The 26,150-nt window shown below is 65.0% G+C and carries 22 protein-coding genes; 8 read left to right on the top strand and 14 right to left on the bottom strand.

What is annotated here, in order from left to right:
• The first annotated feature begins 20 nt into the window (after positions 1–20).
• The gene (locus BRA471DRAFT_RS13510; RefSeq protein WP_007608017.1) at positions 21–1,649 is read left to right on the top strand and encodes a thiamine pyrophosphate-dependent enzyme; all 1,629 of its coding nucleotides are present in this window, start codon (positions 21–23) and stop codon (positions 1,647–1,649) included.
• Here the strand turns inward: BRA471DRAFT_RS13510 and BRA471DRAFT_RS13505 are convergent.
• The 5 genes from BRA471DRAFT_RS13505 to BRA471DRAFT_RS13485 all read right to left on the bottom strand — a co-directional run bounded on the left by BRA471DRAFT_RS13505 (position 1,627) and on the right by BRA471DRAFT_RS13485 (position 6,516).
• A complete protein-coding gene (locus BRA471DRAFT_RS13505) occupies positions 1,627–2,868 on the bottom strand; it encodes an MFS transporter (RefSeq protein ID WP_007608015.1) in 1,242 nt (413 codons plus the stop codon). The genes BRA471DRAFT_RS13510 and BRA471DRAFT_RS13505 overlap by 23 nt on opposite strands.
• A 53-nt stretch (positions 2,869–2,921) precedes the next feature.
• On the bottom strand, positions 2,922–3,575 hold the full coding sequence (gene alkB, locus BRA471DRAFT_RS13500) for a DNA oxidative demethylase AlkB (RefSeq protein ID WP_007608013.1): 654 nt from the start codon (positions 3,573–3,575) through the stop codon (positions 2,922–2,924).
• Positions 3,576–3,584: 9 nt separating this feature from the next.
• Entirely contained in the window at positions 3,585–4,331 is a 747-nt protein-coding gene (locus BRA471DRAFT_RS13495; RefSeq protein ID WP_007608011.1) for a 2OG-Fe(II) oxygenase, read from the bottom strand.
• Positions 4,332–4,487: 156 nt separating this feature from the next.
• Complete coding sequence (locus BRA471DRAFT_RS13490; RefSeq protein WP_007608010.1) at positions 4,488–5,174, bottom strand: DUF2848 domain-containing protein; 687 nt, start codon at positions 5,172–5,174, stop codon at positions 4,488–4,490.
• Positions 5,167–6,516: an amidase gene (locus BRA471DRAFT_RS13485; protein ID WP_007608009.1), complete on the bottom strand. Its 1,350-nt coding sequence runs from the start codon at positions 6,514–6,516 to the stop codon at positions 5,167–5,169. The genes BRA471DRAFT_RS13490 and BRA471DRAFT_RS13485 overlap by 8 nt, the downstream gene beginning before the upstream one ends.
• 173 nt (positions 6,517–6,689) lie before the next feature.
• On the opposite strand from BRA471DRAFT_RS13485, the gene BRA471DRAFT_RS13480 reads away from it, so the two are divergent.
• The 4 genes from BRA471DRAFT_RS13480 (at position 6,690) to BRA471DRAFT_RS13465 (ending at position 10,523) form a co-directional block, all read left to right on the top strand.
• The gene (locus BRA471DRAFT_RS13480) at positions 6,690–7,103 is read left to right on the top strand and encodes a Zn-ribbon domain-containing OB-fold protein (protein WP_007608007.1); all 414 of its coding nucleotides are present in this window, start codon (positions 6,690–6,692) and stop codon (positions 7,101–7,103) included.
• 4 nt (positions 7,104–7,107) lie between these two features.
• Entirely contained in the window at positions 7,108–8,247 is a 1,140-nt protein-coding gene (locus tag BRA471DRAFT_RS13475; protein WP_007608005.1) for a hypothetical protein, read from the top strand.
• Positions 8,248–8,354: 107 nt separating this feature from the next.
• Entirely contained in the window at positions 8,355–9,269 is a 915-nt protein-coding gene (locus BRA471DRAFT_RS13470) for an SDR family oxidoreductase (protein WP_007608003.1), read from the top strand.
• A 141-nt stretch (positions 9,270–9,410) separates the two neighbouring features.
• On the top strand, positions 9,411–10,523 hold the full coding sequence (locus tag BRA471DRAFT_RS13465; protein ID WP_007608002.1) for an SMP-30/gluconolactonase/LRE family protein: 1,113 nt from the start codon (positions 9,411–9,413) through the stop codon (positions 10,521–10,523).
• A 130-nt stretch (positions 10,524–10,653) separates the two neighbouring features.
• On the opposite strand, the gene ppc is transcribed toward BRA471DRAFT_RS13465, so the two are convergent.
• The 5 genes from ppc to BRA471DRAFT_RS13440 all read right to left on the bottom strand — a co-directional run bounded on the left by ppc (position 10,654) and on the right by BRA471DRAFT_RS13440 (position 18,578).
• On the bottom strand, positions 10,654–13,443 hold the full coding sequence (gene ppc, locus BRA471DRAFT_RS13460) for a phosphoenolpyruvate carboxylase (protein ID WP_007607998.1): 2,790 nt from the start codon (positions 13,441–13,443) through the stop codon (positions 10,654–10,656).
• Positions 13,444–14,568: 1,125 nt separating this feature from the next.
• On the bottom strand, positions 14,569–15,300 hold the full coding sequence (locus BRA471DRAFT_RS13455) for a chemotaxis protein CheB (protein ID WP_231171111.1): 732 nt from the start codon (positions 15,298–15,300) through the stop codon (positions 14,569–14,571).
• Positions 15,301–15,529: 229 nt separating this feature from the next.
• Positions 15,530–15,934, bottom strand: a complete 405-nt coding sequence (locus tag BRA471DRAFT_RS13450; protein WP_007607993.1) for a YccF domain-containing protein — start codon at positions 15,932–15,934, stop codon at positions 15,530–15,532.
• 170 nt (positions 15,935–16,104) lie between these two features.
• Positions 16,105–17,649 carry an acyl-CoA synthetase gene (locus BRA471DRAFT_RS13445; RefSeq protein WP_007607992.1) on the bottom strand — a complete coding sequence of 515 codons (1,545 nt, stop codon included), beginning with the start codon at positions 17,647–17,649 and terminating at the stop codon, positions 16,105–16,107.
• A gap of 119 nt (positions 17,650–17,768) precedes the next feature.
• Positions 17,769–18,578, bottom strand: a complete 810-nt coding sequence (locus BRA471DRAFT_RS13440; protein ID WP_007607991.1) for a crotonase/enoyl-CoA hydratase family protein — start codon at positions 18,576–18,578, stop codon at positions 17,769–17,771.
• Between the two features lie 116 nt (positions 18,579–18,694).
• On the opposite strand from BRA471DRAFT_RS13440, the gene BRA471DRAFT_RS13435 reads away from it, so the two are divergent.
• Positions 18,695–19,567 (top strand): SDR family oxidoreductase, encoded by an 873-nt coding sequence (locus tag BRA471DRAFT_RS13435; RefSeq protein WP_007607990.1) that lies wholly within the window; start codon positions 18,695–18,697, stop codon positions 19,565–19,567.
• Positions 19,568–19,694: 127 nt separating this feature from the next.
• Complete coding sequence (locus tag BRA471DRAFT_RS13430) at positions 19,695–21,272, top strand: fatty acid--CoA ligase (RefSeq protein WP_007607989.1); 1,578 nt, start codon at positions 19,695–19,697, stop codon at positions 21,270–21,272.
• Between the two features lie 177 nt (positions 21,273–21,449).
• Here the strand turns inward: BRA471DRAFT_RS13430 and BRA471DRAFT_RS13425 are convergent, their stop codons facing one another.
• Entirely contained in the window at positions 21,450–22,724 is a 1,275-nt protein-coding gene (locus tag BRA471DRAFT_RS13425; protein ID WP_007607988.1) for an acyl-CoA dehydrogenase family protein, read from the bottom strand.
• A 210-nt stretch (positions 22,725–22,934) separates the two neighbouring features.
• On the opposite strand from BRA471DRAFT_RS13425, the gene BRA471DRAFT_RS13420 reads away from it, so the two are divergent.
• Entirely contained in the window at positions 22,935–23,714 is a 780-nt protein-coding gene (locus BRA471DRAFT_RS13420; protein WP_007607987.1) for an enoyl-CoA hydratase-related protein, read from the top strand.
• A gap of 159 nt (positions 23,715–23,873) precedes the next feature.
• On the opposite strand, the gene BRA471DRAFT_RS13415 is transcribed toward BRA471DRAFT_RS13420, so the two are convergent.
• The 3 genes from BRA471DRAFT_RS13415 to BRA471DRAFT_RS13405 are packed head-to-tail and all read right to left on the bottom strand — an operon-like array spanning position 23,874 to position 26,020.
• A complete protein-coding gene (locus tag BRA471DRAFT_RS13415) occupies positions 23,874–24,245 on the bottom strand; it encodes a DUF6285 domain-containing protein (RefSeq protein WP_007607986.1) in 372 nt (123 codons plus the stop codon).
• Positions 24,246–24,248: 3 nt separating this feature from the next.
• Positions 24,249–25,235 (bottom strand): phosphotransferase family protein, encoded by a 987-nt coding sequence (locus BRA471DRAFT_RS13410; protein ID WP_007607984.1) that lies wholly within the window; start codon positions 25,233–25,235, stop codon positions 24,249–24,251.
• Positions 25,232–26,020 (bottom strand): enoyl-CoA hydratase/isomerase, encoded by a 789-nt coding sequence (locus BRA471DRAFT_RS13405; protein WP_007607982.1) that lies wholly within the window; start codon positions 26,018–26,020, stop codon positions 25,232–25,234. The genes BRA471DRAFT_RS13410 and BRA471DRAFT_RS13405 overlap by 4 nt, the downstream gene beginning before the upstream one ends.
• Positions 26,021–26,150 lie beyond the last annotated feature (130 nt).

Below are 26,150 nucleotides of genomic sequence, written 5' to 3'. Positions count from 1 at the left end.
GATTGAAATGGAATAATGCCATGACCACCCTCACCGGCGGCGAAGCGATCGTAAGCGGCCTTGTCGCCCACGGCGTCGACACCGTGTTCGGCCTGCCCGGCGCGCAGGTCTACGGCCTGTTCGACGCCTTCCACCAGGCCCAGCTCAAGGTGATCGGCGCGCGGCACGAGCAGGCCTGCGGCTACATGGCGTTCGGCTATGCACGCTCCAGCGGCAGGCCCGGCGTGTTCAGCGTGGTGCCGGGTCCCGGCGTGCTCAACGCCAGCGCGGCACTGCTCACCGCCTTCGGCTGCAACGAGCCGGTGCTATGCGTCACCGGCCAGGTGCCGACGCAGTTTCTGGGCAAGGGTCGCGGCCATCTGCACGAGATGCCGGACCAGCTCGCGACCTTGCGCACCTATGTGAAATGGGCGGATCGGATCGAATATCCCGGCAACGCGCCGACCACGGTCGCGCGCGCCTTCCAGGAGATGACGTCTGGACGGCGTGGCCCCGCCTCCGTCGAGATGCCCTGGGACGTCTTCACCCAACGCGCGGATACCACCGCAGCACAGGTGCTGGCGCCCTTGCCCGCGCCCCAGCCCGACCCTGATATGATCAAGCAGGCGGCCGCGCTGATCAAGAACAGCAAGGCGCCGATGATCTTCGTCGGCAGCGGCGCGATCGAAGCGCGCGAGGAGATTCTCGAACTCGCCGAGATGACCGACGCGCCTGTCGTCGCCTTCCGGAGCGGCCGCGGCATCGTCTCCAACGCGCATGAGCTTGGACTCACGATGGCGGCGGCCTACAAGCTGTGGCCGACAACCGATTTGATGATCGCGATCGGCACGCGCGCCGAGCTGCCGGCGTCGGGCTTCCGCTGGCCATATCAGCCGAAGGGGCTGAAATCCATTCGTGTCGATATCGATCCGGCCGAGATGCGCCGGCTCGCCTCCAATGTCGCCATCGTCGCCGACGCCAAAGCCGGCGCGGCCGATCTGGTCACCGCCGTGAAGAGGGCCGGCTATGCCAGGACCAGCGGCCGGCGGGGAGAGATCCGCGAGGTGACCGCGACGGCGCAAGCCGAGATCCAACGCATCCAGCCGCAGATGGCCTATCTCAACATCCTGCGCGAGGTGCTGCCGGCGAACGCGATCGTGACGGATGAATTGTCGCAGTTCGGTTTCGCATCCTGGTACGGTTTTCCGATCTACGAGCCGCGCACCTTCATTACGTCAGGCTATCAGGGCACGTTGGGCTCGGGCTTCCCGACCGCGCTCGGGGCCAAGGTCGCCAATCCCGACAAGCCGGTGGTGGCGATCACCGGCGACGGCGGCTTCATGTTCGGCGTGCAGGAGCTCGCCACCGCCGTGCAGTTCAACATCGGCGTGGTGACGCTGGTGTTCAATAACAACGCCTATGGCAATGTCCGCCGCGACCAGCGCGAACGTTTCGACGGCCGCGTGGTGGCGTCCGATCTGGTAAACCCGGATTTCGTCAAGCTCGCGGAGTCATTTGGCGTGGCCGCCGCGCGCGTCACCGCGCCGGACCAGTTCAAGGCGGCGATGGAGAAGGCCCTGGCGCATGGCGGGCCCTATCTGATCTCGGTCGAGGTGACGCGGGACTCGGAAGTCAGCCCGTGGGCGTTCATCCACCCGCCGAAGCCTTGAGGTGAACGCCGCCCTGTAGCCGCGCCGCCGCGATCACCAGCAGGCCCGCGCCTGCGACCGCCCAGCAGGCGACCGGGGCCCAGTGCAGCAGCGGCGCGTAGTCAGGCATTTTCTGCAAGCCGCCGGCGACCGCCGCCATCCGCGCGAAGGTCCCGAGCGCGAGCGCCGAGAAGACGAGACCGGTCACCTTTCCCTCCGCGCCGGTCGAGCCGATCGCCAACGCAGCCGAGATCGCGCTCATCAGCATGCAGCCCCACGCCGCTCCGGCGAGAAACTGCGCGACGATCAGCGTGTTGAGGCTGCCGGCGAATTCGGCCGCAGCAATCGCGACCGCTCCAAGCAGTCCGGCCGCGCCTATCACGATCACGCCGCCACGGTGCTTGACGACGAGGCTTGCCGGAAACATCGCAATGTTGAAACCGATCCAGAACACCGGCATCAGCCATTGCAGCTCATCCGGCTTGGCAAAGCGTAGGTAGAACGGCGCGCTGTTCAGAGCGAAGTGCAACTGATAGCCGAGCGCGAGCGCCACCATCGCGACGATGAAGGCGATCGGCACGACGCCAAGCGGCTTTGCCGCTTCGGCCGGTGTCGGCGGCGCGGTGTCGCGGGCCACCTCGTGCTCGATCCGTGACAGTCCGAGCGCGGTCAACAGCAACACTGCGCTCGATATCACGAAGGGCAGCCGCGCATCGTGCTCGCGCAGCACCACGCCGAGATAGGGCGAGACTGCGCCGGCGACGCCATAGCCGAGCATCGCGAGCGCGGCGAGGAACGGCACCTGCGGCCGGGCGCGGTATTTGCCGAGCAGGGTCAGCGGCGGCGCGCGCAGCGCGGACGAGGTGATCGACCAGACCACGATCAGGGCAATGAACCACCCCTGCGCGGCCACGCCGCGCCCTGCGACGAAAGGCAACGCGACGAACGCGCCGCAGGAGATCGCGGCCAGGAGCCCGACGAACAGGCCAAGCCTGCCGAGATGGGGAGCGATCCTGTCGGCGGCTATCCCCATCGCGGTGTCGGCGATGGTGAAGATCGCCTGGTCCAGCATCAGGATGAGGATGACGGCCGATGGCGCGATGCCGACCTCAGCCGCGAGCTTTGGCAGATAGATGACGTAGGTGGTCCAGCCAAGCGTGAACGCCAGTTGCAGCAAGGCCAGATACAGGCCGGTGCGGTTGGCCGCGCCAGCGCCGGCCGAGAGCTGTGTGGTCGCCATATCGCGTCTCCCCCGCCGGAAGCTTAGACGAGCGGGGGCTGCGAGGAAACGCGTCAGCGGACCTTTCGGAACGTCAAATTGACCCGCTTGCGGCCGAGCAACGCATGCTCGCCATCGGCCAGCGGCGCGACGCCGTGATAGGCCAGCCTGCTGGGGCCGCCCCAGACCACGACGTCACCATGGACGAGGCGGAAGCGCCGCGGCTTGTCGCTGCGTGCCATGCCGCCGAACAGGAAGGTCGCGGGCAGGCCGAGCGAGACCGAGACGATCGGCGCCGAATAATCCAGCTCGTCCTTGTCCTGATGCAATGACAGCCGCGTGCCAGGCTCGTAGCGATTGACGAGGCAGGCATCGGGCGCGAAGCCGGCAAAGCCGCCCTGCCCCGCGGCGCGCAAAGCCAGATCGCGGAGCACCGGCGGCATCGCCGGCCATGGCGCGCTCGTTCGCGGGTCAATGGGATCATAGCGATAGCCGGTATGATCGGTGATCCAGCCGCGCTCGCCGCAATTGGTCATGGCCACCGACATCAGGTGCCCGCCGGGCGTGGTCATGCGACGGAACGGCGACTGCGCCACGATGGCGCGCACGGCTTCGATCAGCTCGCTCTCGATCGGCTTGACGAAGCCGCGCAGCAGAACGGCGCCGTCGGCGATCTCCTCGCGCGACGGCTGGGCTTCGGCGACATGGTCGAACAAATCAGCCGTCAATCGCAGCGCTCACTTGGCATCATGAAAGATCACACCCAGCGTGTGGCGCTGGCCAGAGCGAATCCGGCTGACGCCGTGGCGGAGATTAACGCGGTAGGTGCCGCGTGTCCCCTGCACCGGGCGGTGATGCACAGCGAAGGCCACGGCGTCGCCCTGCGCGAGCGGAACCACCTCGGCACGGGACTGCATGCGCGGGCGCTGCTCGGTCAGCACGAACTCGCCACCGGTGAATTCGCGGCCGGGCTCGGACAAGAGGATCGCGACCTGAAGCGGGAACACGTGCTCGCCATAGAGATCCTGATGCAGGCAGTTGAAATCGCCCGTCTCGTATTGCAGCAGCAGCGGCGTCGGCCGCGTCTGCCCGGCCTCGTGGCAGCGCTTCAGGAACGCCGCATGCGCGGCCGGATAGCGGATGTCGATCCCCATCGCCTCGTTCCAGCGATTGGCGACGCCCTGGAGATGCGCGTAGAGCGCCGGGCGGAGCTGCGCGATCAGGTCGGGCAGCGGATAGGAGAAATATTTGTACTCGCCGCGGCCAAAGCCGTGGCGGCCCATGACGATGCGGCTGCGGAAGTTGGCGTCGTCGGGATACAGCGCGGCGACGGTGCGGCATTGCTCCGGCGTGAACAGCCCCTTCAGGACAGCGCAGCCCTGGGTATCGAGCTCGCCTGTGATCTGCGGCCAGTCGAGGGCATCGACATGGGCGGCGAGGTCGGCTGTCGGAGATTGAGCCGATTTGCGTGCTATTGCTGTCATGGCTCTGACTTTCGCAGGACCGCCCCGTCCTCTACCACCCGATTTCCGTCTCTCTCCCCGTCATTGCGAGCGCAGCGAAGCGATCCAGAATCCCTCCGGGGAACCAGTCTGGATTGCTTCGTCGCAAGGGCTCCTCGCAATGACGGCGGAGAGGCGTCAGCCTCTCACCGGCAGCGTCACTACGTCGTATCCATGCTTGATCGTGCGCTTCAGCACGGGGTCTTCCAGCTCAAAATCGAAACGGTCGGCGGAACGGATACCGCCCTTCGCCGCAAACGTACCGCCGAACATGGCGCAGCCGTCGGGGAATTTCCCACCCTCGAAGCCACGCGCGATCAGGTCGGCGACCGGAAGCATCGCGTCGAGCCTGCCCTCCTGGTAGAGCACGCGCTCGCCCTTGATCGTGGCCCAGGAGCGCAGGATCATGCTGTCCCAATGGCCGATGACGTCCTCCAGCTCCCACAGCGTGGATGCGATCGGCTTGTCGCACATCTGCTTGGACACCGTGACGTTATAGGCCTCGACCTTGCGGTCGGTGTGGTCGGAGCCGCAGCCGACGAAAATACGGCCCTGCCAGCCGATCAGCACGAACTCGACCTCGCCGCTGGAATCGCCGCCAGTGCACTCGATGCTGTCTTCCATCGTCAGCCGCCGCGCCGAGGCGCGATAGTAGATCGGCGTGGAGGCCGGCGGGGCAATACCCATCTCCTGCAGCTCGGCAATGTGCTTGTCGCGCGCGACCGGATCGCGGCCGGTCCAGCCGGCGATGACCATCTGGTCGATCGCCAGCGTCAGCGGCGTGGTGGTGTCCTGGGCGTCGACGGTGAAAGTCAGGTCAAACACGAATTACGGCCTCCATGCCGGCAGCAAGCTCGAAGATACGGCGGTCCGATCCGCCCGCGCCCGCCAGCATCAGGCCGACGGGGATCTCGCCCTCGCGATGCGCAGGCAGCGAGATGGCACAGCCGTCGATCATGTTGATCAGGGTGCAGTTGCGGAGCGCCCGCAGGTTTTCCCTGGTGAACTCCTTGTCATCGGCAAGATCCGAAATTTTCGGCGGCGTGTTGGCGGTGGTCGGCAGCACCAGCGCATCATAGGGCGCGATGCGCGCATTGACGCGGGTGATCAGGGAGCGGCGCTCGTTGAGAAGATCGATGTAGTCCGCCGCGCTCTGCGCTTCGCCGCGCATGATACGCACGGAGACTCTGGGATCGTAGACGTCGCCCTTGGACGTGAGGAGGTAGCGATGCCAGGCATAGCTTTCGGAAGCCGCAAAGCCGCCCTTGGCGTTCATCGGCCCGATGTCGTGGAATTCGGCCATCTCAATGCGCTCGATGATCGCACCGTGATCGGCAAGGCTCTTGAGCGCCCGCTCGAATGTCCCGGCCACAGCCGCATCGAGGTCGTCGAGCGCGATCGTGGTCGGTACCGCCAGCCGCATGCCCTTGACCGAGCGAGGCTTCAGCGGGGCGATCGGCTCGTTCGCGAGCACGGCATCGAGAATGGCACAGCAACTGACCGATCGTGCCAGCGGCCCGATGCTGTCGAGCGAGAACGACAGCGGCACGGCCCCATCGAGCGGCACGCGCCGCTGCGTCGGCTTGTAGCCGACGACGCCGTTATAGGCCGCCGGAATCCGGCAGGAGCCGCCGGTGTCGGTGCCGAGCGCACCATGCGCCATGCCGTCGAGCACGGAGACCGCGGCACCCGAGGACGAACCGCCGGGCACGTGGCCCTCGGCCCGGTTCCAGGCACCCTTCGGCGTGCCGTAATGCGGATTGATGCCGATGCCGGAATAGGCGAACTCGGTCATGTTGGTGCGCCCGATCACGACGAAGCCGGCCTTGCGCAGCCGCGCTACGGTGGGGGCATCCTGCTCGGCCGGCGAGGAATCGTCGAGCGCGCGGGAGCCGGCGCGCGTCACCTGGCCCTTGATGTCGAAGAGATCCTTGATCGAGACCGGGATACCGGCGTAGCGCGAGGGCGTCGCCTTCACCTTGCGCAAACCGTCCATCGCGTCCGCCGCCACAAGCGCGGCATCCTTGTCGACATGGATGAAGGCACGCTGCCCCTCGCCGGCCGGATCGGCGATTTTGGCGAGGCACACCTCGACCAGCTTGCGGGAGCTGGTGCGGCCGCTTTCGAGGTCTTCGGCGAGCTTCGTCAGTGTCGAAAAATCGGGCATGTCTGTCTCACGGAATATTTGCGCGCAATGTATAGCGCTGCCTCACTTCGACACAAGCATTGTGCGCATGATGGCATGCATGCGCATTGCTGGACCGTTGACGCGCCATGGTCGATTGTCGCATCAAGATCGCAACAGCCGGGCTAAGCTTGGCCTTGGGAGGACCCGCCGAGATGGCCGAACCGCAGCGCGCGCGACCGAAACCGACGCCGGAGACCCAGCATTTCTGGGACGGCACCAAGGCGGGCGAGTTGCGCCTGCAGCGCTGCGACGCCTGCGCGCATGTCTATTTCCCGCCACGTCCGTTCTGCCCGTCCTGCGCCTCGCGCAAGGTCAGCATCTTCAAGGCGAGCGGCAAAGGCTTTCTCTACAGCTACGTGATCAACCACCGTCCCGCGGCGCCCGGCTTCACGCCGCCTTACGCGATCGCGGTGGTCGAACTCGAGGAGGGGCCGCGGATGATGAGCAACATCATCGACTGCCCGCAGACGCCGGAGGCGCTCGAACTCGACATGAAGCTCGAGGTCGCCTTCGAGGCGCTCGACGACAAGATCACCCTTCCCGTATTCCGTCCGGCGAAGGGGTAAGCCCATGCGCAGCAATCAGGTTGCCGTCGTCGGCGCGGCCGAGACCACCGAACTCGGTGTCATCCCCAACGTCTCGCAGCTCCAGCTTCATGCGGATGCGGCGCTCAATGCCATTGCCGATGCCGGGCTGAAGCTGTCGGACATCGACGGCTTCGCCACCGCGGTCGAAACGCCGCAGCAGGTCTGCCACTATCTCGGCATCAAGCCGACCTGGGTGGACGGCACCTCGGTCGGCGGCTGCTCCTTCATGCTGCACGTCCGCCATGCCGCCGCGGCGATCGAGGCTGGCCTGTGCAAGACCGTGCTGATCACCCATGCCGAGAGCGGCAAGTCGATGATCGGCAAGGCGCCGCGCTCGATTCCCCCCGACAGTCTGCAAGGCCAGTTCGAGGCGCCGTTCGGCGTCTACGGCCCGCCCAGCATGTTCCCGATCCCCGTGCTGCGCTTCATGAAGACCTACGGCATCACGCACGAGCAGCTCGCCTCGGTGGCAGTGGTGCAGCGGGAATGGGCGGCGAAGAATCCGCGTGCGATGATGAAGGATCCCATCACGGTCGCAGACGTCCTCAACTCGCGCATGATCGCTTATCCGTTCCGCCTGCTGCAATGCTGCCTCGTCACCGACGGCGGCGGCGCGCTGATCCTGACCTCGGCGGACCGCGCCCGGGATTTTCCGCGCAAGCCGGTCTACATCATGGGGACCGGCGAGAGCGTGGAGACGCCGATGGTCAGCCAGATGGAGACGTTCAACTCCTCACGCGCGTTCAAGACCGCGGGACCGCTGGCGTTCAGGGAGGCCGGCATCGCACACAAGGACGTCGACCATCTCATGATCTACGACGCGTTTGCGCATCTGCCGCTGTTCGGCCTCGGCGATCTCGGCTTCATGCCGCACGAGGAGACCGGCAAGTTCATCGCCGACGGCAACACCCGCCCCGGCGGCAAGCTGCCGCTCAACACCAATGGCGGTGGCTTGAGCTACATGCATTCCGGCATGTACGGCATGTACGCGCTCCAGGAGAGCATACGGCAGATGCGCGGCATTGCGCCGGCGCAGGTCGCCAACGCGAAGATTTCGGTGTGCCACGGCGTCGGCGGCATGTTCGCCGCGTCGGGCACGATCGTGTTTACGAACGAGAGGTAATTTTCTCGTCGTTCCGGGATGGTCCGAAGGACCAGACCCGGAACCTCGAGATTCCGGGTTCGTGCTTCGCACGCCCCGGAATGACAGAGACAACAGGAGACATCCACATGACGAAATCACTGCAAGACAAGGTCATCATCGTCACCGGCGCAGGCCGCGGCATCGGGCGCGAGATTGCGCTGCTGTGCGCGGCTGAAGGCGCCAAGGTCGTCGTCAACGATCCCGGCGTCGCCGCGGACGGCGCCGGCACGAGCGCCGCGCCCGCCGAGGAAGTGGTCGAGGAGATCAAGAAGCGAGGCGGCACCGCGGTTGCCAATTTCGAGTCGGTGGCCGAAGCCATCCCCGCCAGCAAGATCGTGAAGACCGCGACCGATCATTTCGGCCGGCTCGACGGCGTGGTCAACAATGCAGGCATTTTGCGCGACATGATCTTCCACAAGATGAGCGTGGAAGCGTTCGAGGCCGTCATCAAGGTTCACCTGATGGGCTCGTTCTACGTCAGCCACGCCGCGGCGCGGATCTTCCGCGAGCAGGAGTCCGGATCGTTCGTGCATTTCACCTCGACCTCCGGCCTGATCGGCAACTTCGGCCAAGCCAATTACGCCGCCGCCAAGCTCGGCATCGTCGGCCTGTCGAAGTCGATTGCGCTCGACATGGGCCGCTTCAACGTTCGCTCCAATTGCGTCTCGCCGTTCGCCTGGACCCGCATGATCGGCACCATCCCGACCGAGACCGAAGCCGAGAAGGCGCGGGTCGAGAAGATCAAGCAGATGGGCCCGGAGAAGATCGCGCCGGTCTGCGCCTATCTGCTCTCCGATGCCGCCAAGGACGTCTCCGGGCAGATCTTCGGCGCCCGCATGAACGAGCTGTTCCTGTTCAGCCAGAATCGTCCGCTGCGCTCGGTGCATCGGAGCGAAGGCTGGACGCCGCAATCGATCGCGGAACACGGGATGCCGGCGCTGAAGGGTTCGTTCTACAAGCTCGACCGCTCCGCCGATATCTTCCCCTGGGATCCCGTTTAAGGATCCCGTCTAGCCGCACTTCCGGCATTACTTCCGGCATTCCTGCCCTGCGATCTCCGGTTGTCTTGTCCGGAGATCGCTCCGCTTTACGCCCAATTGCAGGCGGATGGTGGCCTCCCAACACAACTTTGGGAGGAAACCATGACAAGAATACTGACCGACTCCGACCACACGACTGTAAGCAGCGGCCTTGGCCGCCGCACACTCCTCAAGGGCGCCGCAACGGTGGCCGCAACTGCCCTGCTCGCCTCACGCGCGGACGCCCGCGACTTCGGCGCCAGTGCCGAGCCGCAGCGCTATCCCGACCCTGACATCATCGCCATCGATCCCAAGCGCTTCAAGGCCAAGGTCGGCAACACCGCAATCAAGCGGCTCTACACCGGCTGCCTGTGGGCGGAAGGGCCGGCGTGGAATGCGCAGGGGCAATATCTCGTCTGGAGCGACATCCCCGCCAACCGGCAGCTGCGCTACCTCGACGACGACGGCCACATCTCCGAGCAATTCCACAAGCCCTCGAACGAGGCCAACGGCAACTCGTTCGACACCGAGGGACGCCAGATCAGCGCCGAGCGCACCCGGCTCGTCCGTTACGAGCACGACGGTTCGGTGACGACGCTGGCCGAACAGGCGGGTGGCAAGCCACTCAACGGTCCCAACGACATGGTCGTGCATCCCAACGACAAGGCGATCTGGTTCACCGATCCCGGCTACGGCGCGATCAGCATCTACGAGGGCAAGCTTGCCAATACCGGTTCGCTGCAGCCGTATCAGAAGGAAGCGGTCTATCGCATTGATCCGCAGAGCGGCCAGGTCGCGAAGGTCGCCGACGAGCCGTTCAAGCCGAACGGCATCGCTTTCAGTCACGACTACAAGAAGCTCTATGTGTGCGACACCGGCATCACGCATTACCCGCAGGCCGAGAACGTGGTGTGGTCCTACGACATCGACGGGGCGAAGCTGTCGAACCCGAAGCGGCTGATCGACATGAAGCTCGACGGCAAGTCAGGCTTCCCGGACGGACTGCGCGTCGACACCGAGGGCAACATCTGGGTCGGCGCCGGCTGGGTCGGACCCGGGTATGACGGCGTACAGGTGTTCGCGCCAAACGACGGCGCGCGCATCGGGCAGATCCTGCTTCCCGAGACCTGCGCCAATGTCTGCTTCGGCGGCAAGAAGCGCAACCGCCTGTTCATGACCGCGAGCCAGTCGCTCTATGCGGTCTATGTGGAGACGCAAGGCGCGCATTTCTGTTGAGGGGACACCGCCCTCTCCACTCGTCATGGCCGGGCTTGTCCCGGCCATCCACGACTCGACGCGCGGCACTGAGAACGTGGATGCTCGGGACAAGCCCGGGCATGACGACTGAGGATGTGGCCGCCGTGAACTACCCCGTGTTCCTCAGCCCCGCCGAGATTCCGTTGATCGTCAGCTGAATCCCGCGCAGCACCTGCTCGTCCGGGTTCTGCGCGCGGTGCTCTTTCAGCAGCTCGACCTGCACATGGTTGAGCGGGTCGAGATAGGGGAAGCGGTGGCGCACCGAGCGTTCCAGCAGCGGGTTGCCTTGCAGCAGCCGGTCCTGCCCCATGATATCCAGCAGCGTCTCGATGCAGGAATGCCATTCGCGACGGATACGGCCGAAGATTTTTTCGCGCAGCGCCTCGTCGGGCACGAGCTCGGCATAGCGCGAGGCGATCGCGATCGAGCTCTTGGCCAGCACCATGTCCATGTTCGACAACAGCATGCGGAAGAACGGCCATTCCTTGTAGAGCTCCTTGAGGAACGGCATGCCCTTGTCGGGATGCTCCGCGATCCACTGCTCGACCGCGCTGCCAAAGCCATACCAGCCGGGCAGCATCAGGCGGCATTGCGCCCAGGAGAACACCCAGGGAATGGCGCGAAGGTCCTCGATCGCCCGGGTCTTCTTGCGCGACGCCGGACGGCTGCCGATGTTGAGCGTTGCGATCTCGTTGATGACGGTCGAGGCCCAGAAATAATCGACGAAGCCCTCGGTCTCGTAAACGAGGCCGCGATAGGCCTTGAAGGCGAGATTTGAAAGCTCGTCCATCGCGGTCAGATATTCGCGCCGCGGCGCGCTCTGGCGCGGATGCAACAGGCTCGCCTCCAGCGTCGCGGCGGCAAGGATCTCCAGATTGTTGCGGCCGACTTCGGCGTTGGAATATTTCGACGAGATGATCTCGCCCTGCTCGGTGATGCGGATCTGGCCGTTCACCGCGCCGCCCGGCTGGGCGATGATGGCATCATAGCTCGGGCCGCCGCCGCGGCCGACCGAACCGCCGCGGCCATGGAATAGGCGCAGGCGCACGCCATGGCGCTCGAACACGTCGACGAGGCCGATCTCGGCCTTGTAGAGCTCCCAGCCCGAAGTGACGAAGCCGCCATCCTTGTTCGAATCGGAATAGCCGAGCATGACCTCCTGCACGCTGCCGCGGCTGTCGACCAGGCGGCGGTAGTCGTGCAGCGAGAGCATGCGGTCCATGATGGCGCTGGAAGCCTGCAAATCCTCGATGGTCTCGAACAGCGGCACGATGTTGATGGCGCTGCGCCCGGACGGATGCACCAGCCCCACCTCCTTGAGCAGCACCGCGACCTCGAGCATGTCGGACATGCCCTTGCACATCGAGATGATGCATTGGGGAATGGCGTCCGAGCCGAACTTCGCATGCGCTTCTGCTGCGGCATGGAAGACGTTGAGCTCGCCCATGGTCTCGTCGCTGTACTTGACGAATGGCGACACCAGCGAGCGCGTCGAGCGCAGCTCGTTGGTGAGCAGCGAGATGCGGGCGTCCTCGCCGAGCGCGAGATAGGACATGCCGGGATTGGCGGCGTCCATCAGCTCGGCGATGGTGCGCTCGTGCACCGCCGAGTTCTGGCGGATGTCGAGCCGGGCCAGGTGGAAGCCGAAGCAGTCCACTGCACGCCGCAGCAGCCGCAGCCGGCCGCGGGCGATGACGCCGGCGTTGTTGGAAATCAGCGAGCGGTGCAGCACGTCGAGATCGGCCTTGAGCTCCCCGACGCTCTCGTAAGGCTTTCCCTTGCCGACGGGCCGGCGCGTGATCTCGACCTGGAGCATTTCGGCCGTGGCAGTCAGCCGCGCATAGATGCCGGAGACCGCGAGGCGATAAGGCTCGCCGCTCCGGTGCGGCGAGGTATCGGGCGAGCGCTCAGCGAGCGTGCGCAGCTCCTCGGAGACGTCGGCGAGATGGGCCGCGATCGAGAGCTCGGAGCCGAGCACGTGCAGCTCATTGAGATAGAACTGCATCACCCGGCTCGACTGCAGCCGCAGCGTGCCGCGCATCACGTCGGCGGTGACGAAGGGATTGCCGTCGCGGTCGCCGCCGATCCAGCTCCCCATGCGCAGGAACGAGGCGAGCTCGCCGGCCGCCTGCTCCCCGCCCTCCTCCAGCCGGTCCTCAAGCGCGTTGACCAGCCGCGGCACCTCGCGGAGAAACGTGTAATCGTAGAACGACAGGCCGTTGGCGACCTCGTCGAGCACGGTGAGCTTGGTGCGGCGGAGCAGATTGGTCTGCCACAGCGTCAGCACCTCGCGGCGGAGCTGCTCGTCGCTGGCGGCGGCCTCCTCCGCCGTCAGCGCGACGCGCTCGCGACGATCGAGCAGGCTAGCGACCTCCATCTCGCGGTCCATGGTGCTCTTGCGGCGGACCTCGGTCGGGTGCGCGGTCAGGACAGGGCTGACCAGCGCGCTCTTGAAGAAGTTGCGCAGGGCATCGGCACCGATGCCCGCAGCTCTCGCATGGGCGAGCGTCTCGGCTAGCACGCCGGAGCCGCCGCCCTTGTTGGCGCGCATCTGGCGGATGTTGTTCTGGTCTTCGGCGATGTTGGCGAGGTGGGAGAAATAGCTGAAGGCGCGGACGATCCGCACCGTCTCCGAGGTCGACATGCTGTCGAGGATCTGCTCGAGTTCGCGGCGGGCGAGCCGATCCTCATCGCGGTGGAACCGGATCGAGGTCTGCCGGATGCGTTCGACGAGGTCGAACACATCGGCGCCCTCCTGGTCGCGCACCGTGTCGCCAAGGATGCGCCCGAGCAGGCGGATGTCATCGCGCAGCCGCACGTCCGCTTCCAGCGCCTGGACATCCTCGGGGCGGTTGGGGCGCTGGTCGGCGGTGTCGGACGATATGGTCTGGAGGGACATGGCTCGCTCCCCTGGTTCGAGCTCGCTTGACTGCCCGGCTCAGCCGAGTGTGCGATATTTTTCTACCGCAGTGCAAGGTGAACTTGGTGGCGGCGCACATTAGGGGCAATGGTTTCGTGCCCCGGACGCAGCGCAGGCGCGCCGCGTCTTCGCGGCGTGATGCGCTGCAGAGCCGGGGCCCAGCTGAGAGCCCGGCGTTGATCCGCTTTTGGGTCCCGGCTCTGCGCAGCAACGCTGGCGCGTTGCAGCGCGTCCGGGACACCAGGAGGTCCTCGCGATAAACATACCTTCGCGGTCTCGCGGCGCGGGCGCCCGAGTTTTGCTGTCCGTTTCGCCCTCGTCGAGAAGAAAGGGCGCAGGGAAGGCCGGGCGCCGGCTGGCACCCAGGGTCCGCACGCGAAAAACGCACGCGGGGGTGACCACAGGTGATGCCGGAACATCCCGGCCTTCCCTGCGCAATGGTTTTACGGCTTATGGCGCGCTCTCCCCGGGGAGCGATGCACTATTGCCCCCGTCGCCTCGCGGATGATCGATGCACGCACCCGGTCGGGCCGCACATCACCGCAAGCCTTGACGCACAGACCCCGGGCGTCAGGACCACACGCTTTTGCCGTCCGCGGACGTTCCTCCCCGAGCCATCGGAGACTCGCGCGTGCTCGCCCCCAATGCCGAAAAGAAACGCTGTGACCGCGCCGTGTCGTATGCGCGGATCGCGATGACTCACGAGGATTGCCCGCCCTGCCATCCCGTCACGCGCCGGCGCTGCCGCGTCCATCGCATCCCGGCTCACGTATCGTGACGATCGCGAAACGCCCTTTTTAGCGGGCCGGGATGCCTTGCGGTTTACCCGAAGCAATGAATTCGGTCAATCAGAATATTTGCGGACCAATGCCTTGACCTGTGTATGGCGTGTTTTGCCCGTCGGGCCACGCGAGGAATGGTGTGCTCAGCGTCGACGGGGCGCGCAGGGTGGGTTGAGCCCTTGCGAAACCCATCATGCTTCATCGCCGACCGACGGATTGATGGGTTTCGCTGGCGCTCTACCCATCCTACGAGTGCTGGTTGCGTTCGCATGCGCTTTTTTCCTTCGCCGCTCAAGGCAAAGCGGGTCCCATCTTACGAGTTCTAGGCTGCCTTGACGGCCATGATCGCGATCCGGCGGACGATCTCCGCAGCGATGTCGCTGATCGAGCCGATGAAGTCGACAGGCCCATCATATTCCGTCGCATTCAAAGGCATACCGCGCGCTGCGGCGCCGTGTGTCCCCAGCACCATCGTGACGCCGCCGGCGAAATGTATTGCCTCCAAACCACGCGATCCGTCGCTTAGCTCACCGCGCAATACAACTCCGATCGCGTGCCTTCTGGCGTGAGCAGCGACAGACGTGAACAACAGATCAACCGTCCGGTTGCGATACCGGTCTTGCGGTCCCTCAATCAGGTGGACGCGGCTTCGCGCCGCCAGAGAAAGGTGCGCTGCAGGTTCGCCGACGTAGCAGACGCCAACCTGGAACTCCTCGTCCTCGTCCGGTATCATCACGGGCAGCATCGACCGGCGCGCCAGCACCTCACGCAGATAACTGATGCGGTCGCTGGGGCGATGCAGGACCACAAGCACGACGGCGGCCAGATTGGCAGGAAGCGCTCCGAGCAGGTCCCCCAAATCGCGCAAGCCCTCAGCACCGGAAGCGCCGATTGCGACAAAGCAAGGCCCGAACTCATCCGCTCGATTTGGCTGCATGTCGCCAAAATGGCAGGCTGCACTGCGACAGGATTGATCTGCCTCAAGCCTGGTCCGAAATGAGCTTGGATTGGGCCAGTACGCGGAGGATGGGTTGAGCGCTTGCGAACCCAGCATGCTTCGTCATCGGCGGACGGCTTGATGGGTTTCGCTGGCGCTCTACCCATCCTACGAGCGGAGCAAGCGCCTCGTCCTTCGAGACGACCGCTTCGCGGTCTCCTCAGGATGAGGCTGAGCTGCGTCGGGATTCGTTGCAGGTGCAGCCACCTGTTCCGCCCTCATCCTGAGGGCCCGCCAACGGCGGGCGTCTCGAAGGATGGGCCGCGGGGAAGCCTACGAGTTTGCCTTAAGCCGGCACGATCACCTTGCCGATCGGCCAGAGCGCGATGCCCGCGAGCTTGAGGTGGGCCCAGGCGAAGGGAATGCCGATGATGGTGATCGCGAGGGCCAGGGCGGTGAGGAGATGGCCGAGCGCCAGCCACCAGCCGGCCAGCACGAACCAGATGATGTTGCCGATCACCCCGAGCGGGCCGGTGCCGACATCCTCGACACCGGTGACCTCATAGCGGCTGACCGCCCGCGAGCCGAACGGCATCAGCGTGTAGACCGCGATGTTGAAAGCCGCCCGCGCCCAGGGCAGGCCGATGATCGTGACCGCCATGATGACCGCGGCGACCAGCCAACCGAGCGCCATCCAGGCGCCGCCGATGAGAATCCAGAGCAGGTTGAGCAGGATGGAAACGGGAGCCATGGGGTGATCCGGAGGTGCATGATCCCGTGAGTATAGCACGATGAGCGAGGTTGCGGTCCATGAAACCGCTCACGTATTCGCATGCTCATGTAGCCCGGATGACGAAGCGACATCCGGGTCTTACTATCCCGGGTATCGCTTCGCTCACCCGGGCTACGCGCTACGCACCGTCAGATCTTCCGCCCCGCCTGCTCCCAATAGGGATCGCGCAGGCGGCGCTTGAAGATCTTGCCGGAATCTTCGCGCGGCAGCCCGGCGCGGATCTCGACGTGTTTTGGCACCTTGTAGTCGGCGAGCGACGCCTTCAGCCGCGCTCGGATATCGCCGGCGTCGAGTGCGATGCCCGGCTGCGGCTCGACCACGGCCATCAACGCCTCGCCGAACTCTGCGTCCGGGATGCCGAACACCGCGCAATCATGCACGCCGGGGACCGCGTGCAGTACGGATTCGATCTCGGCTGGATAGATGTTGACGCCGCCCGAGATCACCATATCGCGCTTGCGGTCGCAGATGAAGACGTAGCCCTCTGCGTCGATATAGCCGACGTCGCCGGAAGTGATAAAGCCGTCGCGATCGATCTCGGCGCGCTTCTCCGGCTTGTTATGATAGGTGAAATCAGCCATTCCGGCCATGCGCGAATAGATCTCACCGATCTCGCCCACGCCCAGAACGCTTCCGTCCTCACCGATGAAGCGCAGCTCGGCGCCGGGCGATATCTTGCCGACGGTGCCAGGCTTCCTCAGCGCGTCCTCGGAGGTCGCGAAAGTGACGGCGCTGGATTCGGTCGAGCCGTAGAATTCGTAGATCACCGGCCCCCACCATTCGATCATGGCGCGCTTGACGTCCGCCGGACAGGGGGCTGCGGCGTGAATGATGTGGCGGAGCGAGGAGACGTCGAATTTCTTGCGCACCTCCTGCGGCAGCTTCATCAGGCGGATGAACATGGTCGGCACCATGAAGATGGTGTCGATTTTGTAGCGTTCGATCAGCTGGAGAAATTCTTCGGGCTCGAAGCGCGGCATCAGTACCAGTGCGCCGCCAAGCTTGCCGGCGCGGATGCCGAACGAGTTCGGCGCGGAGTGATAGAGTGGACCCGGCAGGATCGTGCGGGCGCCGGGCTTCAGCCCGTAGATCATCGCGCGCATGCGCTCGCCGGCGGCCGCCTGTTCCGGCGTCGGTGCATTGCGCCGTACGCCCTTGGGATGACCTGTCGTGCCCGAGGTGTAGATCATGTTCATGGGCTGCGGCACGATCGGGCCGTCATAGGGCTGGAATGCCGCGAGCCAGGGCTCGAAATCGATCGCGAAGTCCGGCGTCTTCAGATGATCGGGATCGATCTTGTAGCTGGACAGGATCTCCGGAGGCGTCGGCACACTGAGCACGGTGACGCCTTTCGGGATCGCATCGCGCAAGGCATGCAGCATGTCGGCATGGCCGATCAGCACGGAGGTGCCGGTATCGTTCAGGATGTAATTGATCTCTTCCGGCTTGAAATGCCAGTTGATCGGCACGCCATAGGCGCCCAGCCGCATCGCGGCGTAGGCGGCCTCAATGAAGGCGATGTCGTTGCGCATCAGCATGCAGACGCAATCGCCCTGCCTGACGCCGATCTGGCTGAGACCGCTCGCGATGCGGTCGGCACGATCAGCGATCTCGGCATGGGAGCGGCCGCGCTCGCCGGAGACGATGCCGAGGAAATTTGAGGTTTCGCTCATTTGTTGTTTTTCTTAGATTGGTGTTCATCGCCGTCATTCCGGGGCGGCTCGAAGAGCCGAACCCGGAATCTCGAGGTTCCGGGCTCGATGCTATGCATCGCCCCGGAACGACAGAGGGACTAATCCGCAAACTTGGGCGCGCGCTTCTCCAGATTGGCGCGCACCGCCTCGGTCTGGTTCGCACTGCCGATCAGCTTCTGCTGCTCGACGGACTCGGCGAGCAGTGCAGGCCCCGGATCGACCGAGAGATTGTTGAGCAGGCGTTTTGCGGCGCGGATCGCATCGGGACTCTTGCCGGCGATCTCGCGCGCGACGTCGAGCGCGGCTGCGCGCGGGTCGTCGCAGATGCGCGTGGCGAGACCGTAAGCCATCGCCTCCTGCGCGGAGAAGATGCGGCCGGTGTAGGTGAGATCGCGCAAAATGTCGTCGCGCACGAGCGAAGCCAGGATCGGCGTGCCCGCCATGTCGGGCACCAGGCCCCATTTGATTTCCATCACCGACATCCGCGCATCGGGCGTGAGAAAGCGCATGTCGGCGCCGAGCGCGAGCTGGAAGCCGCCACCGAAGGCAACGCCCTGGATCGCGGCGATCACTGGGACCGGAAGCTGGCGCCAGCCCCACACCGCCTGTTGCGCAAAATTCGCCTGGCCATGCGTGCGCTTGGTGAGATCGCGATTTTCGCCACCCGGAATTCCGTTGCCGCCCTTCTCCTTCATGGCGGCAAAACGCCCCATGTCGAGACCGGCACAGAAGGCGCGGCCTTCGCCCGACAGCACGACGACGCGCACGCTCTTGTCCTTTGAAAGCCGATCCGTTGCGGCCACCAGGGCCTCGAACATGGCTTGATCCAGCGCATTCATCTTGTCCGCGCGCACCAGCCGGACATCGGCGATGCCTTCCGAGATCGAGATCGAGACGCGCTCTTCCATGGATCAATTCTCCCCTGGTTCCCGGCTGTTCTTGTTCGGTGCCGCTTTACAGGACGACGGCGGCCGGATTTAGTCAATCGATCAATTAACCGACAATCGCGACAGGGGGAACAGCCATGTTCAAGGAAAATCTTCTGGTCGGACGGCGCATCCTCGTGACCGGTGGCGGCACCGGGCTCGGCAAGTCGATGGCGGCGCGCTTCCTCCAGCTCGGCGCGGAGGTGCACATCTGCGGCCGGCGCAAGATCGTCTGCGACGAGACCGCGACCGAGCTGATGGCCGAGTATGGCGGCCGCGTGAGCAGCCACGGCGTCGACATCCGCAACGCGCTCGCGGTCGAGGAGATGATCGAGACCATCTTTCGCGACGGCCCCCTCACCGACCTCATCAACAACGCCGCCGGCAATTTCATCTCGCGCACCGAAGAGCTGTCGCCGCGCGGCTTCGACGCCGTCGCCAACATCGTCATGCACGGCACGTTCTACGTGACGCATGCGGTCGGCAAGCGCTGGATCGCGTTGAAGCAGCCCGGCAACGTCGTCTCGATCACCACGACCTGGGTGCGCAACGGCTCGCCTTACGTGGTGCCGTCGGCGATGAGCAAGTCAGCGATCCACGCCATGACGATGTCGCTAGCCACCGAATGGGGCCGCTACGGCATCCGCCTCAACACCATCGCGCCGGGTGAGATCCCGACCGAGGGCATGAGCAAGCGCATCAAGCCGGGCGACGAAGCTGGCGCGCGCACCAAGGCGATGAACCCGATGGGCCGCGTCGGCACCATGGAGGAATTGCAGAACGTCGCCGTGTTCCTGATCTCGGGCGGTTGCGACTGGATCAGCGGCGAGACCATCGCCATGGACGGCGCGCAGGCGCTCGCGATGGGCGGCAATTTCTACCAGCTCCGCGACTGGAGCGACGACGACTGGAAAACCGCGCGCGAGAGCATCATGGCGCAGAACGAGAAGGACCGGGCGAAGCGGGGGTGATGTCGTCGTCCTGGCGAAAAGCCAGGACAACGACGTTGAAGCCATGGCGTACCTTCCCCCATCTTGTCTTCCCCCGCGGATGACGCCACACTCCCCAACATAAAAAACAAGACGTCACGGGAGAAACATGACCACACAGCCATTGGCCAATCTCGCCGACATGGTGCGCGAGCGCGCGACGAGCCGCGGCGACGCCATCGCCTTCGAGTTCGAGGGGCGCGCCACCAGTTTCGCCGATTTCGACGTCAAGACGAATAAAGTGGCCAATGCGCTGATCGCGATGGGCGTGAACAAGGGCGAGCGCATTGCCTATCTCGGCAAGAACAGCGACGTCTATTTCGAGCTGCTGATGGGCGCGATGAAGGCCGGCGTGGTGATGGCGCCGGTGAACTGGCGGCTCGCGGGCCCCGAGGTCGCCTTCATCGTGAGCGACTGCAAAGCGCCGGTGCTGTTCGTGGGAGCTGAGTTCATCACCCCGATCCGCCAGATCAAGGACCAGTTGCCGGGCGTGCGCAGCGTCATCACCACCGAAGGCGGCGCGCCGGAATGGCCTGACTTTGCAGCCTGGCGCGATGCACAGAGTGGCCACGATCCCAAGGTGCCGATCGCGACCCGGGACATCGCGATCCAGCTCTATACGTCGGGTACGACAGGCAAGCCGAAGGGCGCGATGCTGTCGCATGCGAACTTCCTCAACCTCGTGCAAACAGGCAATGCTGAGGACAAGCCCGAGTGGAACCGGTGGTCGACCGACGACGTGTCGCTGGTCGCGATGCCGATCTTCCACATCGGCGGCTCTGGCTGGGGCGTGATGGGGCTCTATCACGGCGCCCGCGGCGTAATCGCGCGCGAGTTCGATCCGACCAAGGTGCTGGATTTCTTCGAACAGTCCAGCATCACAAAGCTGTTCATGGTGCCGGCGGCAATGCAGTTCGTGGTGCGGCAGCCGCGCGCGAGGACGGTCGATTTTTCCCGGTTGAAATACATGCTGTACGGCGCCTCGCCGATCCCGGCGGCGCTGCTGAAGGAATGCATCGAGATCTTCAAATGCGGCTTCGTGCAGATGTACGGCATGACCGAGACCACAGGCACCATCGTCGCGCTGCCGCCGGAGGACCACGTCGAGGGCTTGGAGCGGATGCGCTCGGCCGGCAAGGCGCTGCCGGGCGTCGAGATCGCAATCCTCGATGTCGATGGCAAGCCGCTGCCGCCGCGCGAGGTCGGCGAGATCGCGACGCGCTCGGGCTCCAACATGGCAGGCTACTGGAACCTGCCGGAAGCGACCGCCGCGACGCTGCGCGGCGACGGCTGGCTGCGCACAGGTGACGCAGGTTACATGGACGAGGACGGCTATCTCTACATCCACGATCGCATCAAGGACATGATCATCTCCGGCGGGGAGAACATCTACCCGGCCGAGGTCGAGAGCGCGCTGTGCGATCATCCCGACGTCGCGGAGGCCGCCGTGATCGGCATACCCGACGACAAATGGGGCGAGGCGGTGAAGGCCGTCGTGGTGATGAAGCCAGGCAAGCAAGCGACCGCCACCGACATCATCAACTTTACCCGCGAGCGTATTGCCGGGTTCAAGACGCCGAAGAGCGTGGAGTTTTTGCCTGCGTTGCCGAGGAACCCGTCAGGCAAGATTCTGCGGCGGCAGTTGAGGGAGCCGCATTGGGCGGGGAAGGACCGAAGGGTGAATTAGGCCCGCTCTATCCACATCGTCGTCCTGGACAAGCGAAGCGCCGATCCAGGACCCATTATCCCAGAGAGCAGTTTGGGGAAGACTCGTGGTGACCTGCCTGCCTCAACGACTTCTCCCTGGGGTAATGGGTCCTGGCTTGCGCCAGGACGACGCGGAGAGATGCCCTGCAAAGTCGCCTCAGTGCTTCCCCGGCCCCATATAGCCGAACAAAAATCCCGCCACCTTGCGGATCTGGATCTCCTCGCTGCCCTCGGTGATGCGATAGCGGCGGTGGTGGCGGTAGATGTGCTCGAACGGCTTGTGGCGTGAATAGCCCATGCCGCCGTGGACCTGCATGGCGCGGTCGGCGGATTCGCAACAGAGGCGGTTTGCCCAATAGTTGCACATCGAGACGCGGTCGGAGAGCGTGCGCTCGATCTGCTCCTCGGTGAGCTTGTCCATCTCCCAGGCGGTCTTGCGGATCAACAGGCGCAGCATCTCGGCCTGCGTTGCAAGCTCGACCAGCGGGAACTGGATCGCCTGGTTCTCGGCCAGTGCCTTGCCGAACGGCTTTCGCTCGCGCGCATACTTCACGCTCTCGTTGATGCAGTAGACCGCTGCCCCCAACGAACTCGCCGCCTGCCGAATGCGGTTCTGATGGACAAAACATTGTGCCAGCGACAGGCCGCGGTCGACCTCGCCGAACAGCGCGTCCTCCGGCACGAACACATCCGTGAAGCTGACGCGGGGATGATCGGTCGGCATGTTGAAGGTCCACATGTACTCTTCGATCTTCACGCCATGGCTCTTGGCCGGCACCAGGAAGCAGGTGATGCCGCGCGCATCGCCATCATTGCCCGAGGTGCGCGCGAACAGCGCGCAATGCGTGGCGACGTGCATGCCGGTGGTCCACATCTTCTCGCCGTTGATGATCCAGCCCTTGACGTTGTCGCGGGTCGCCGGCACCGCGCGCGTTTCCATGTGAGTGGCGTCGGAGCCATGATTTGGCTCGGTCAGGCCGAAGGTGATGCGGTACTTGCCCTTGATCGAGCCGTCGATCATCGCCTTCTGGTCGTCGCGTCCGTAGCGATCGAGCATGGTGGCGACGGGGAAGTTGCCGACGATGGAATGCTCGTTCTGGAGATCGTTGTGCAGGCCCAGCCCCTTGGCGGCAAAGTGCTCGCGGATCACGGCCATCCAGAGGTTGGAGCCATCCTTGCCGCCATATTGCTTCGGCACCGCAAACCGCAAATGGCCGGCCGCGTCTGCGAGATCCTTGGCCTTGCGCAGCAGCGCTTCCCATTCGTGACGCGGCAGGCCGCCATTCTCGAAATCGGTGCGCGCCCATTCGCGGCGGTGATCGAAGAAGCGGATGTTGTCGTCGGCCGCCTCCAGCGGCTTGATCTCGCGTTCGATGAAACGGTCGAGCTGTGCGAGATAGGCGACGAGATCGGCAGGCAATGAGAAATCCACGAGTCTCTCCCGGATGATTTTTCGTTTTGCGTTAAGGCGCTGGGCGCAGCTTTGCTTCGCACGATTAAGGTGAGAAGAGCGCCGCCAAGTCAAGCAATGCGAGGCGTGTGAGACGCGCAAGGCGCGCCCGCGCAATTCGATGGTGCTGAAACGCGCCTGCGCGCTAGTATAGCCGCAATATTCCTTCACGAGAAAATGCGGGAGCGCGCGATGGAGCTGAAATTTTCCAAGGTGGAACGCAAGGGGCCGATCACGATCGTCACGCTGTCGCGGCCCGAGGTCTACAACGCGCTGCACACGGACGCGCATTTCGAGCTGCAAAAGGTGTTCGACGATTTCTCCGCCGATCCCGAGCAATGGGTTGCGATCGTCACCGGCGCCGGCGACAAGGCGTTCTGCGCCGGCAACGATCTGAAGTGGCAGGCCGCCGGCGGCAAGCGTGGCTGGGACAAGGGCGGCTTCGCCGGCCTCACCGCGCGCTTCGACTGCGACAAGCCGATCATCGCCGCGGTCAATGGCGTTGCCATGGGCGGCGGCTTCGAGATCGCGCTGGCCTGCGACCTCATCATCGCCTCGGAGAACGCGACCTTCGCCCTGCCCGAGCCGCGCGTGGGGCTGGCCGCACTCGCCGGCGGCCTGCACCGGCTGCCGCGCCAGATCGGGCTGAAGCGCGCCATGGGCATGATCCTCACCGCGCGCCATGTCGGCGCCAAGGAGGGACTCGAACTCGGCTTCGTCAACGAGGTGGTGCCGCAGGGCGAGGCGCTCACGGCCGCGCTGCGCTGGGCCGAGATGATCACCAAGAATTCGCCGATGTCGATCCGCGCCTCGAAGCAGGCGATCCAGAAGGGCCTCGGCGTGTCGCTGGAGCAGGCGATCGAGGAACAGCGCGAGTATCCGGCCGTGAAGGCGATGGTGGCCTCGCAGGACTACATCGAGGGACCGAAGGCGTTCTCGGAGAAGCGGCCGCCGAAATGGGTTGGCAAGTAGACTCTCCCCTCGTCATTGCTTCTTCGCAAGGGCTCCTCGCAATGACAGTTGCGAGGGACTGACGTGTAGCCCGGATGGAGCGAAGCGTAATCCGGGGCAGATGCATCGTCGCGCGACCGTCCCGGATTGCGCTTCGCTCCATCCGGGCTACAAAGCTGCCTACCGCCCCAACTCGCGCTTGTACGATGCATAATTCGGCTGGTCGACTGCGAGTTTGTCCATTGTGGTCGCCCAGAGATGCTCGGCGAGGCCTGGGGTTTCGAGATCGACCTCGCCCTTGGCGATGCGCTCGGCCAGCAGGCGGTTCAACTGGGTCACCGAGCCCTCCATGCCGAGCAGCGCACGCAGCCGCTCCACCTCCGCAGCATCGCTCCCCTCTTCCCGCGTCAACTGCCGTGTCACGAGATCGAGGATGTTGATGGCGACGCGCAGCTTGAAGGCCTGGTGGCCGGAGATCAGCGGCGCGATGTCGTTGCGGAGGAAATCGGAGACCGATTTGGTCAGCTCGATCGGGGTCGGCTCGTCCTGCATGCGTCAGCTCCCGCGCGGCGCCAGCAGCCGCAACAGATCAATCTCGGTCTCGGAAGCGCGACGGCCGATCATGGCGCGTTCCATCGAATGGTCCGGGCCCTCGCGAAACCGCTGCATCATGCCGCCGCACATGATACCCCAGCGCAGCGTGCCCATCACTTCCCAGAATTTGACACGCGATGGATCGACCTTGCGTCCCGCGGCCTGATAGCCGGCGAACAGCTCCTCGCGCGAGCCAAACCCGCCGACCGGCTTGTCGATCTCGCCAAAGCGCCAGGAGTTGACGCAGACCCAGCCGAGATCCTCCATGGGGTCGCCGAGATGAGCGAGCTCCCAGTCCAGCACGGCGCGGATGCCGTCGGCACCGATGATGAGATTGCCGTTGCGGAAATCGCCATGCACCAGCGTCGTCTCGGCCGAAGGGCCCGGATCGAGGTCGCGTAGCCAGCGCAGCGCCAGCTCGAACACGGGCTTGGGCCAGTCCAGGCTGCGATAGTCGCGTTCGAACTCGGCGATCTCCTCCGTCGCGGACCGGCTGCGCAGCTCGGGCAATTTGTCCCGCGGCAGCCCGTGCAGCTTCGCGAGCACGCCGCCGATCTGCCGTGCGAGAAGCGGCCGCGCCGCCGCGAACTCGTCGTCGCGCAGGATCTTGCGCGCGATGGTCTCGCCCTCGACCCGCTGCATGATGAAGCCGGTGCCGAGATCGTCGTCCGGCGTCAGCACATGCATCACGCGTGGCGACGGTACGCCGGCCTCATAGGCAAGCTGCATCAGCTGCGCTTCCGCGCCGAGACCTGCCGCGCGCGTCGGCGCCGCGCCATACCCCTTCGGAGAGCGGCGCAGGATCGCGCCAAACGCGCCATCGGGATGGGCGATGTCGAAGCGCCAGGTCTCCTGGCTGGCCCCGCCGGACAGCTTGGCCGCGCCGGTCACGCCGGTCGCCCCCTCGCACCAGCGCGCAACGCTGCGGGAAAGCTCCGCCTCGATCATTTGCCCTTGAACTGCGCCGGACGCTTCTCCAGGAAGGCGCCAACACCTTCGCGGAAATCATCCGTGTCGCCGGCGCGGAGCTGGCACTGGAATTCGAGATTGAGCTGATCCTCGAAGGAATTTTCCGGGCTGTCCCAATAGAGCTTGCGGATCAGCGACAGCGCGACCGTCGGGCCGCTGGCGAGGTCGCGCGCGAGCTTCATCGCCTCCTCCATCAGCACGCCGTCATCATAGACGCGGTTGATGAGGCCCCATTCCAGCGCCTTTTCGGCCGGGAGCCGCTCGCCCATCAGCGACAACTCGATCGAGCGTGCCTTGCCGATCAGCCGCGGCAAGAGCCAGGTCGAGCCGCAATCCGGCACGAGGCCGATACGGCGGAAGGCTTGCAGGAAATAGGACGAGCGCGCGCAGAGGATCATGTCGCCGAGCAGCGCGAAGCTCATGCCGGCGCCGGCCGCCGGGCCGTTGACCGCGGTCACGATCGGACAATGCAGATTGCGGATGCGGCGTAGAAACGGATGGAAGCCGGTCTCGAGCGTCAGGCCGGCCTTGGTCTTCTTCGACTGGTTGTTGCGGCCCTGGAGATTCGCCCCGGTGCAGAACGCCCGCCCCGCGCCCGTCAGCACGACGCAGCGCACCTCGCCCTTCTTTTCCTCGATCGCGTCGAGCGCTTCCGCGAGACCGCCCAGCATGTCCACGGAGACCGCGTTCATCACCTCCTGATGGTCGAGCTTGAGGATCGCGACCGAACCATCGAGATCGAGCGTGACATGTTTGAACTGCATAGTTTCCTCGTGAGTTGCGGCCTGCGCCAGTTTCGCAGACCGGAATTGCTTTTGCTGGGGCGCATATTTGATTTTTGGCGCGGTCTTGTCCATGGTGATCGGAGCATAGCAAGCAATCTTGCGCGCAGCG

Source organism: Bradyrhizobium sp. WSM471, assembly GCF_000244915.1.
Lineage (GTDB): Bacteria > Pseudomonadota > Alphaproteobacteria > Rhizobiales > Xanthobacteraceae > Bradyrhizobium.
Note: the sequence above shows the minus strand (reverse complement) of the source record. Positions and strands in the feature narration are given on the sequence as shown.

Bases quoted from the DNA above. Each gene is read 5' to 3' on its own strand.
- BRA471DRAFT_RS13450 (WP_007607993.1), bottom strand. From the start codon at position 15,934: ATGGCTCCCGTTTCCATCCTGCTCAACCTGCTCTGGATTCTCATCGGC.
- BRA471DRAFT_RS13415 (WP_007607986.1), bottom strand. From the start codon at position 24,245: ATGCAGGACGAGCCGACCCCGATCGAGCTGACCAAATCGGTCTCCGAT.
- ppc (WP_007607998.1), bottom strand. From the start codon at position 13,443: ATGTCCCTCCAGACCATATCGTCCGACACCGCCGACCAGCGCCCCAAC.
- BRA471DRAFT_RS13510 (WP_007608017.1), top strand. From the start codon at position 21: ATGACCACCCTCACCGGCGGCGAAGCGATCGTAAGCGGCCTTGTCGCC.
- BRA471DRAFT_RS13410 (WP_007607984.1), bottom strand. From the start codon at position 25,235: ATGATCGAGGCGGAGCTTTCCCGCAGCGTTGCGCGCTGGTGCGAGGGG.
- BRA471DRAFT_RS13405 (WP_007607982.1), bottom strand. From the start codon at position 26,020: ATGCAGTTCAAACATGTCACGCTCGATCTCGATGGTTCGGTCGCGATC.
- BRA471DRAFT_RS13470 (WP_007608003.1), top strand. From the start codon at position 8,355: ATGACGAAATCACTGCAAGACAAGGTCATCATCGTCACCGGCGCAGGC.
- BRA471DRAFT_RS13435 (WP_007607990.1), top strand. From the start codon at position 18,695: ATGTTCAAGGAAAATCTTCTGGTCGGACGGCGCATCCTCGTGACCGGT.
- BRA471DRAFT_RS13430 (WP_007607989.1), top strand. From the start codon at position 19,695: ATGACCACACAGCCATTGGCCAATCTCGCCGACATGGTGCGCGAGCGC.
- BRA471DRAFT_RS13495 (WP_007608011.1), bottom strand. From the start codon at position 4,331: ATGACAGCAATAGCACGCAAATCGGCTCAATCTCCGACAGCCGACCTC.
- BRA471DRAFT_RS13485 (WP_007608009.1), bottom strand. From the start codon at position 6,516: ATGCCCGATTTTTCGACACTGACGAAGCTCGCCGAAGACCTCGAAAGC.
- BRA471DRAFT_RS13440 (WP_007607991.1), bottom strand. From the start codon at position 18,578: ATGGAAGAGCGCGTCTCGATCTCGATCTCGGAAGGCATCGCCGATGTC.
- BRA471DRAFT_RS13480 (WP_007608007.1), top strand. From the start codon at position 6,690: ATGGCCGAACCGCAGCGCGCGCGACCGAAACCGACGCCGGAGACCCAG.
- BRA471DRAFT_RS13455 (WP_231171111.1), bottom strand. From the start codon at position 15,300: ATGCTGGGTTCGCAAGCGCTCAACCCATCCTCCGCGTACTGGCCCAAT.
- BRA471DRAFT_RS13475 (WP_007608005.1), top strand. From the start codon at position 7,108: ATGCGCAGCAATCAGGTTGCCGTCGTCGGCGCGGCCGAGACCACCGAA.
- BRA471DRAFT_RS13465 (WP_007608002.1), top strand. From the start codon at position 9,411: ATGACAAGAATACTGACCGACTCCGACCACACGACTGTAAGCAGCGGC.
- BRA471DRAFT_RS13445 (WP_007607992.1), bottom strand. From the start codon at position 17,649: ATGAGCGAAACCTCAAATTTCCTCGGCATCGTCTCCGGCGAGCGCGGC.
- BRA471DRAFT_RS13420 (WP_007607987.1), top strand. From the start codon at position 22,935: ATGGAGCTGAAATTTTCCAAGGTGGAACGCAAGGGGCCGATCACGATC.
- BRA471DRAFT_RS13505 (WP_007608015.1), bottom strand. From the start codon at position 2,868: ATGGCGACCACACAGCTCTCGGCCGGCGCTGGCGCGGCCAACCGCACC.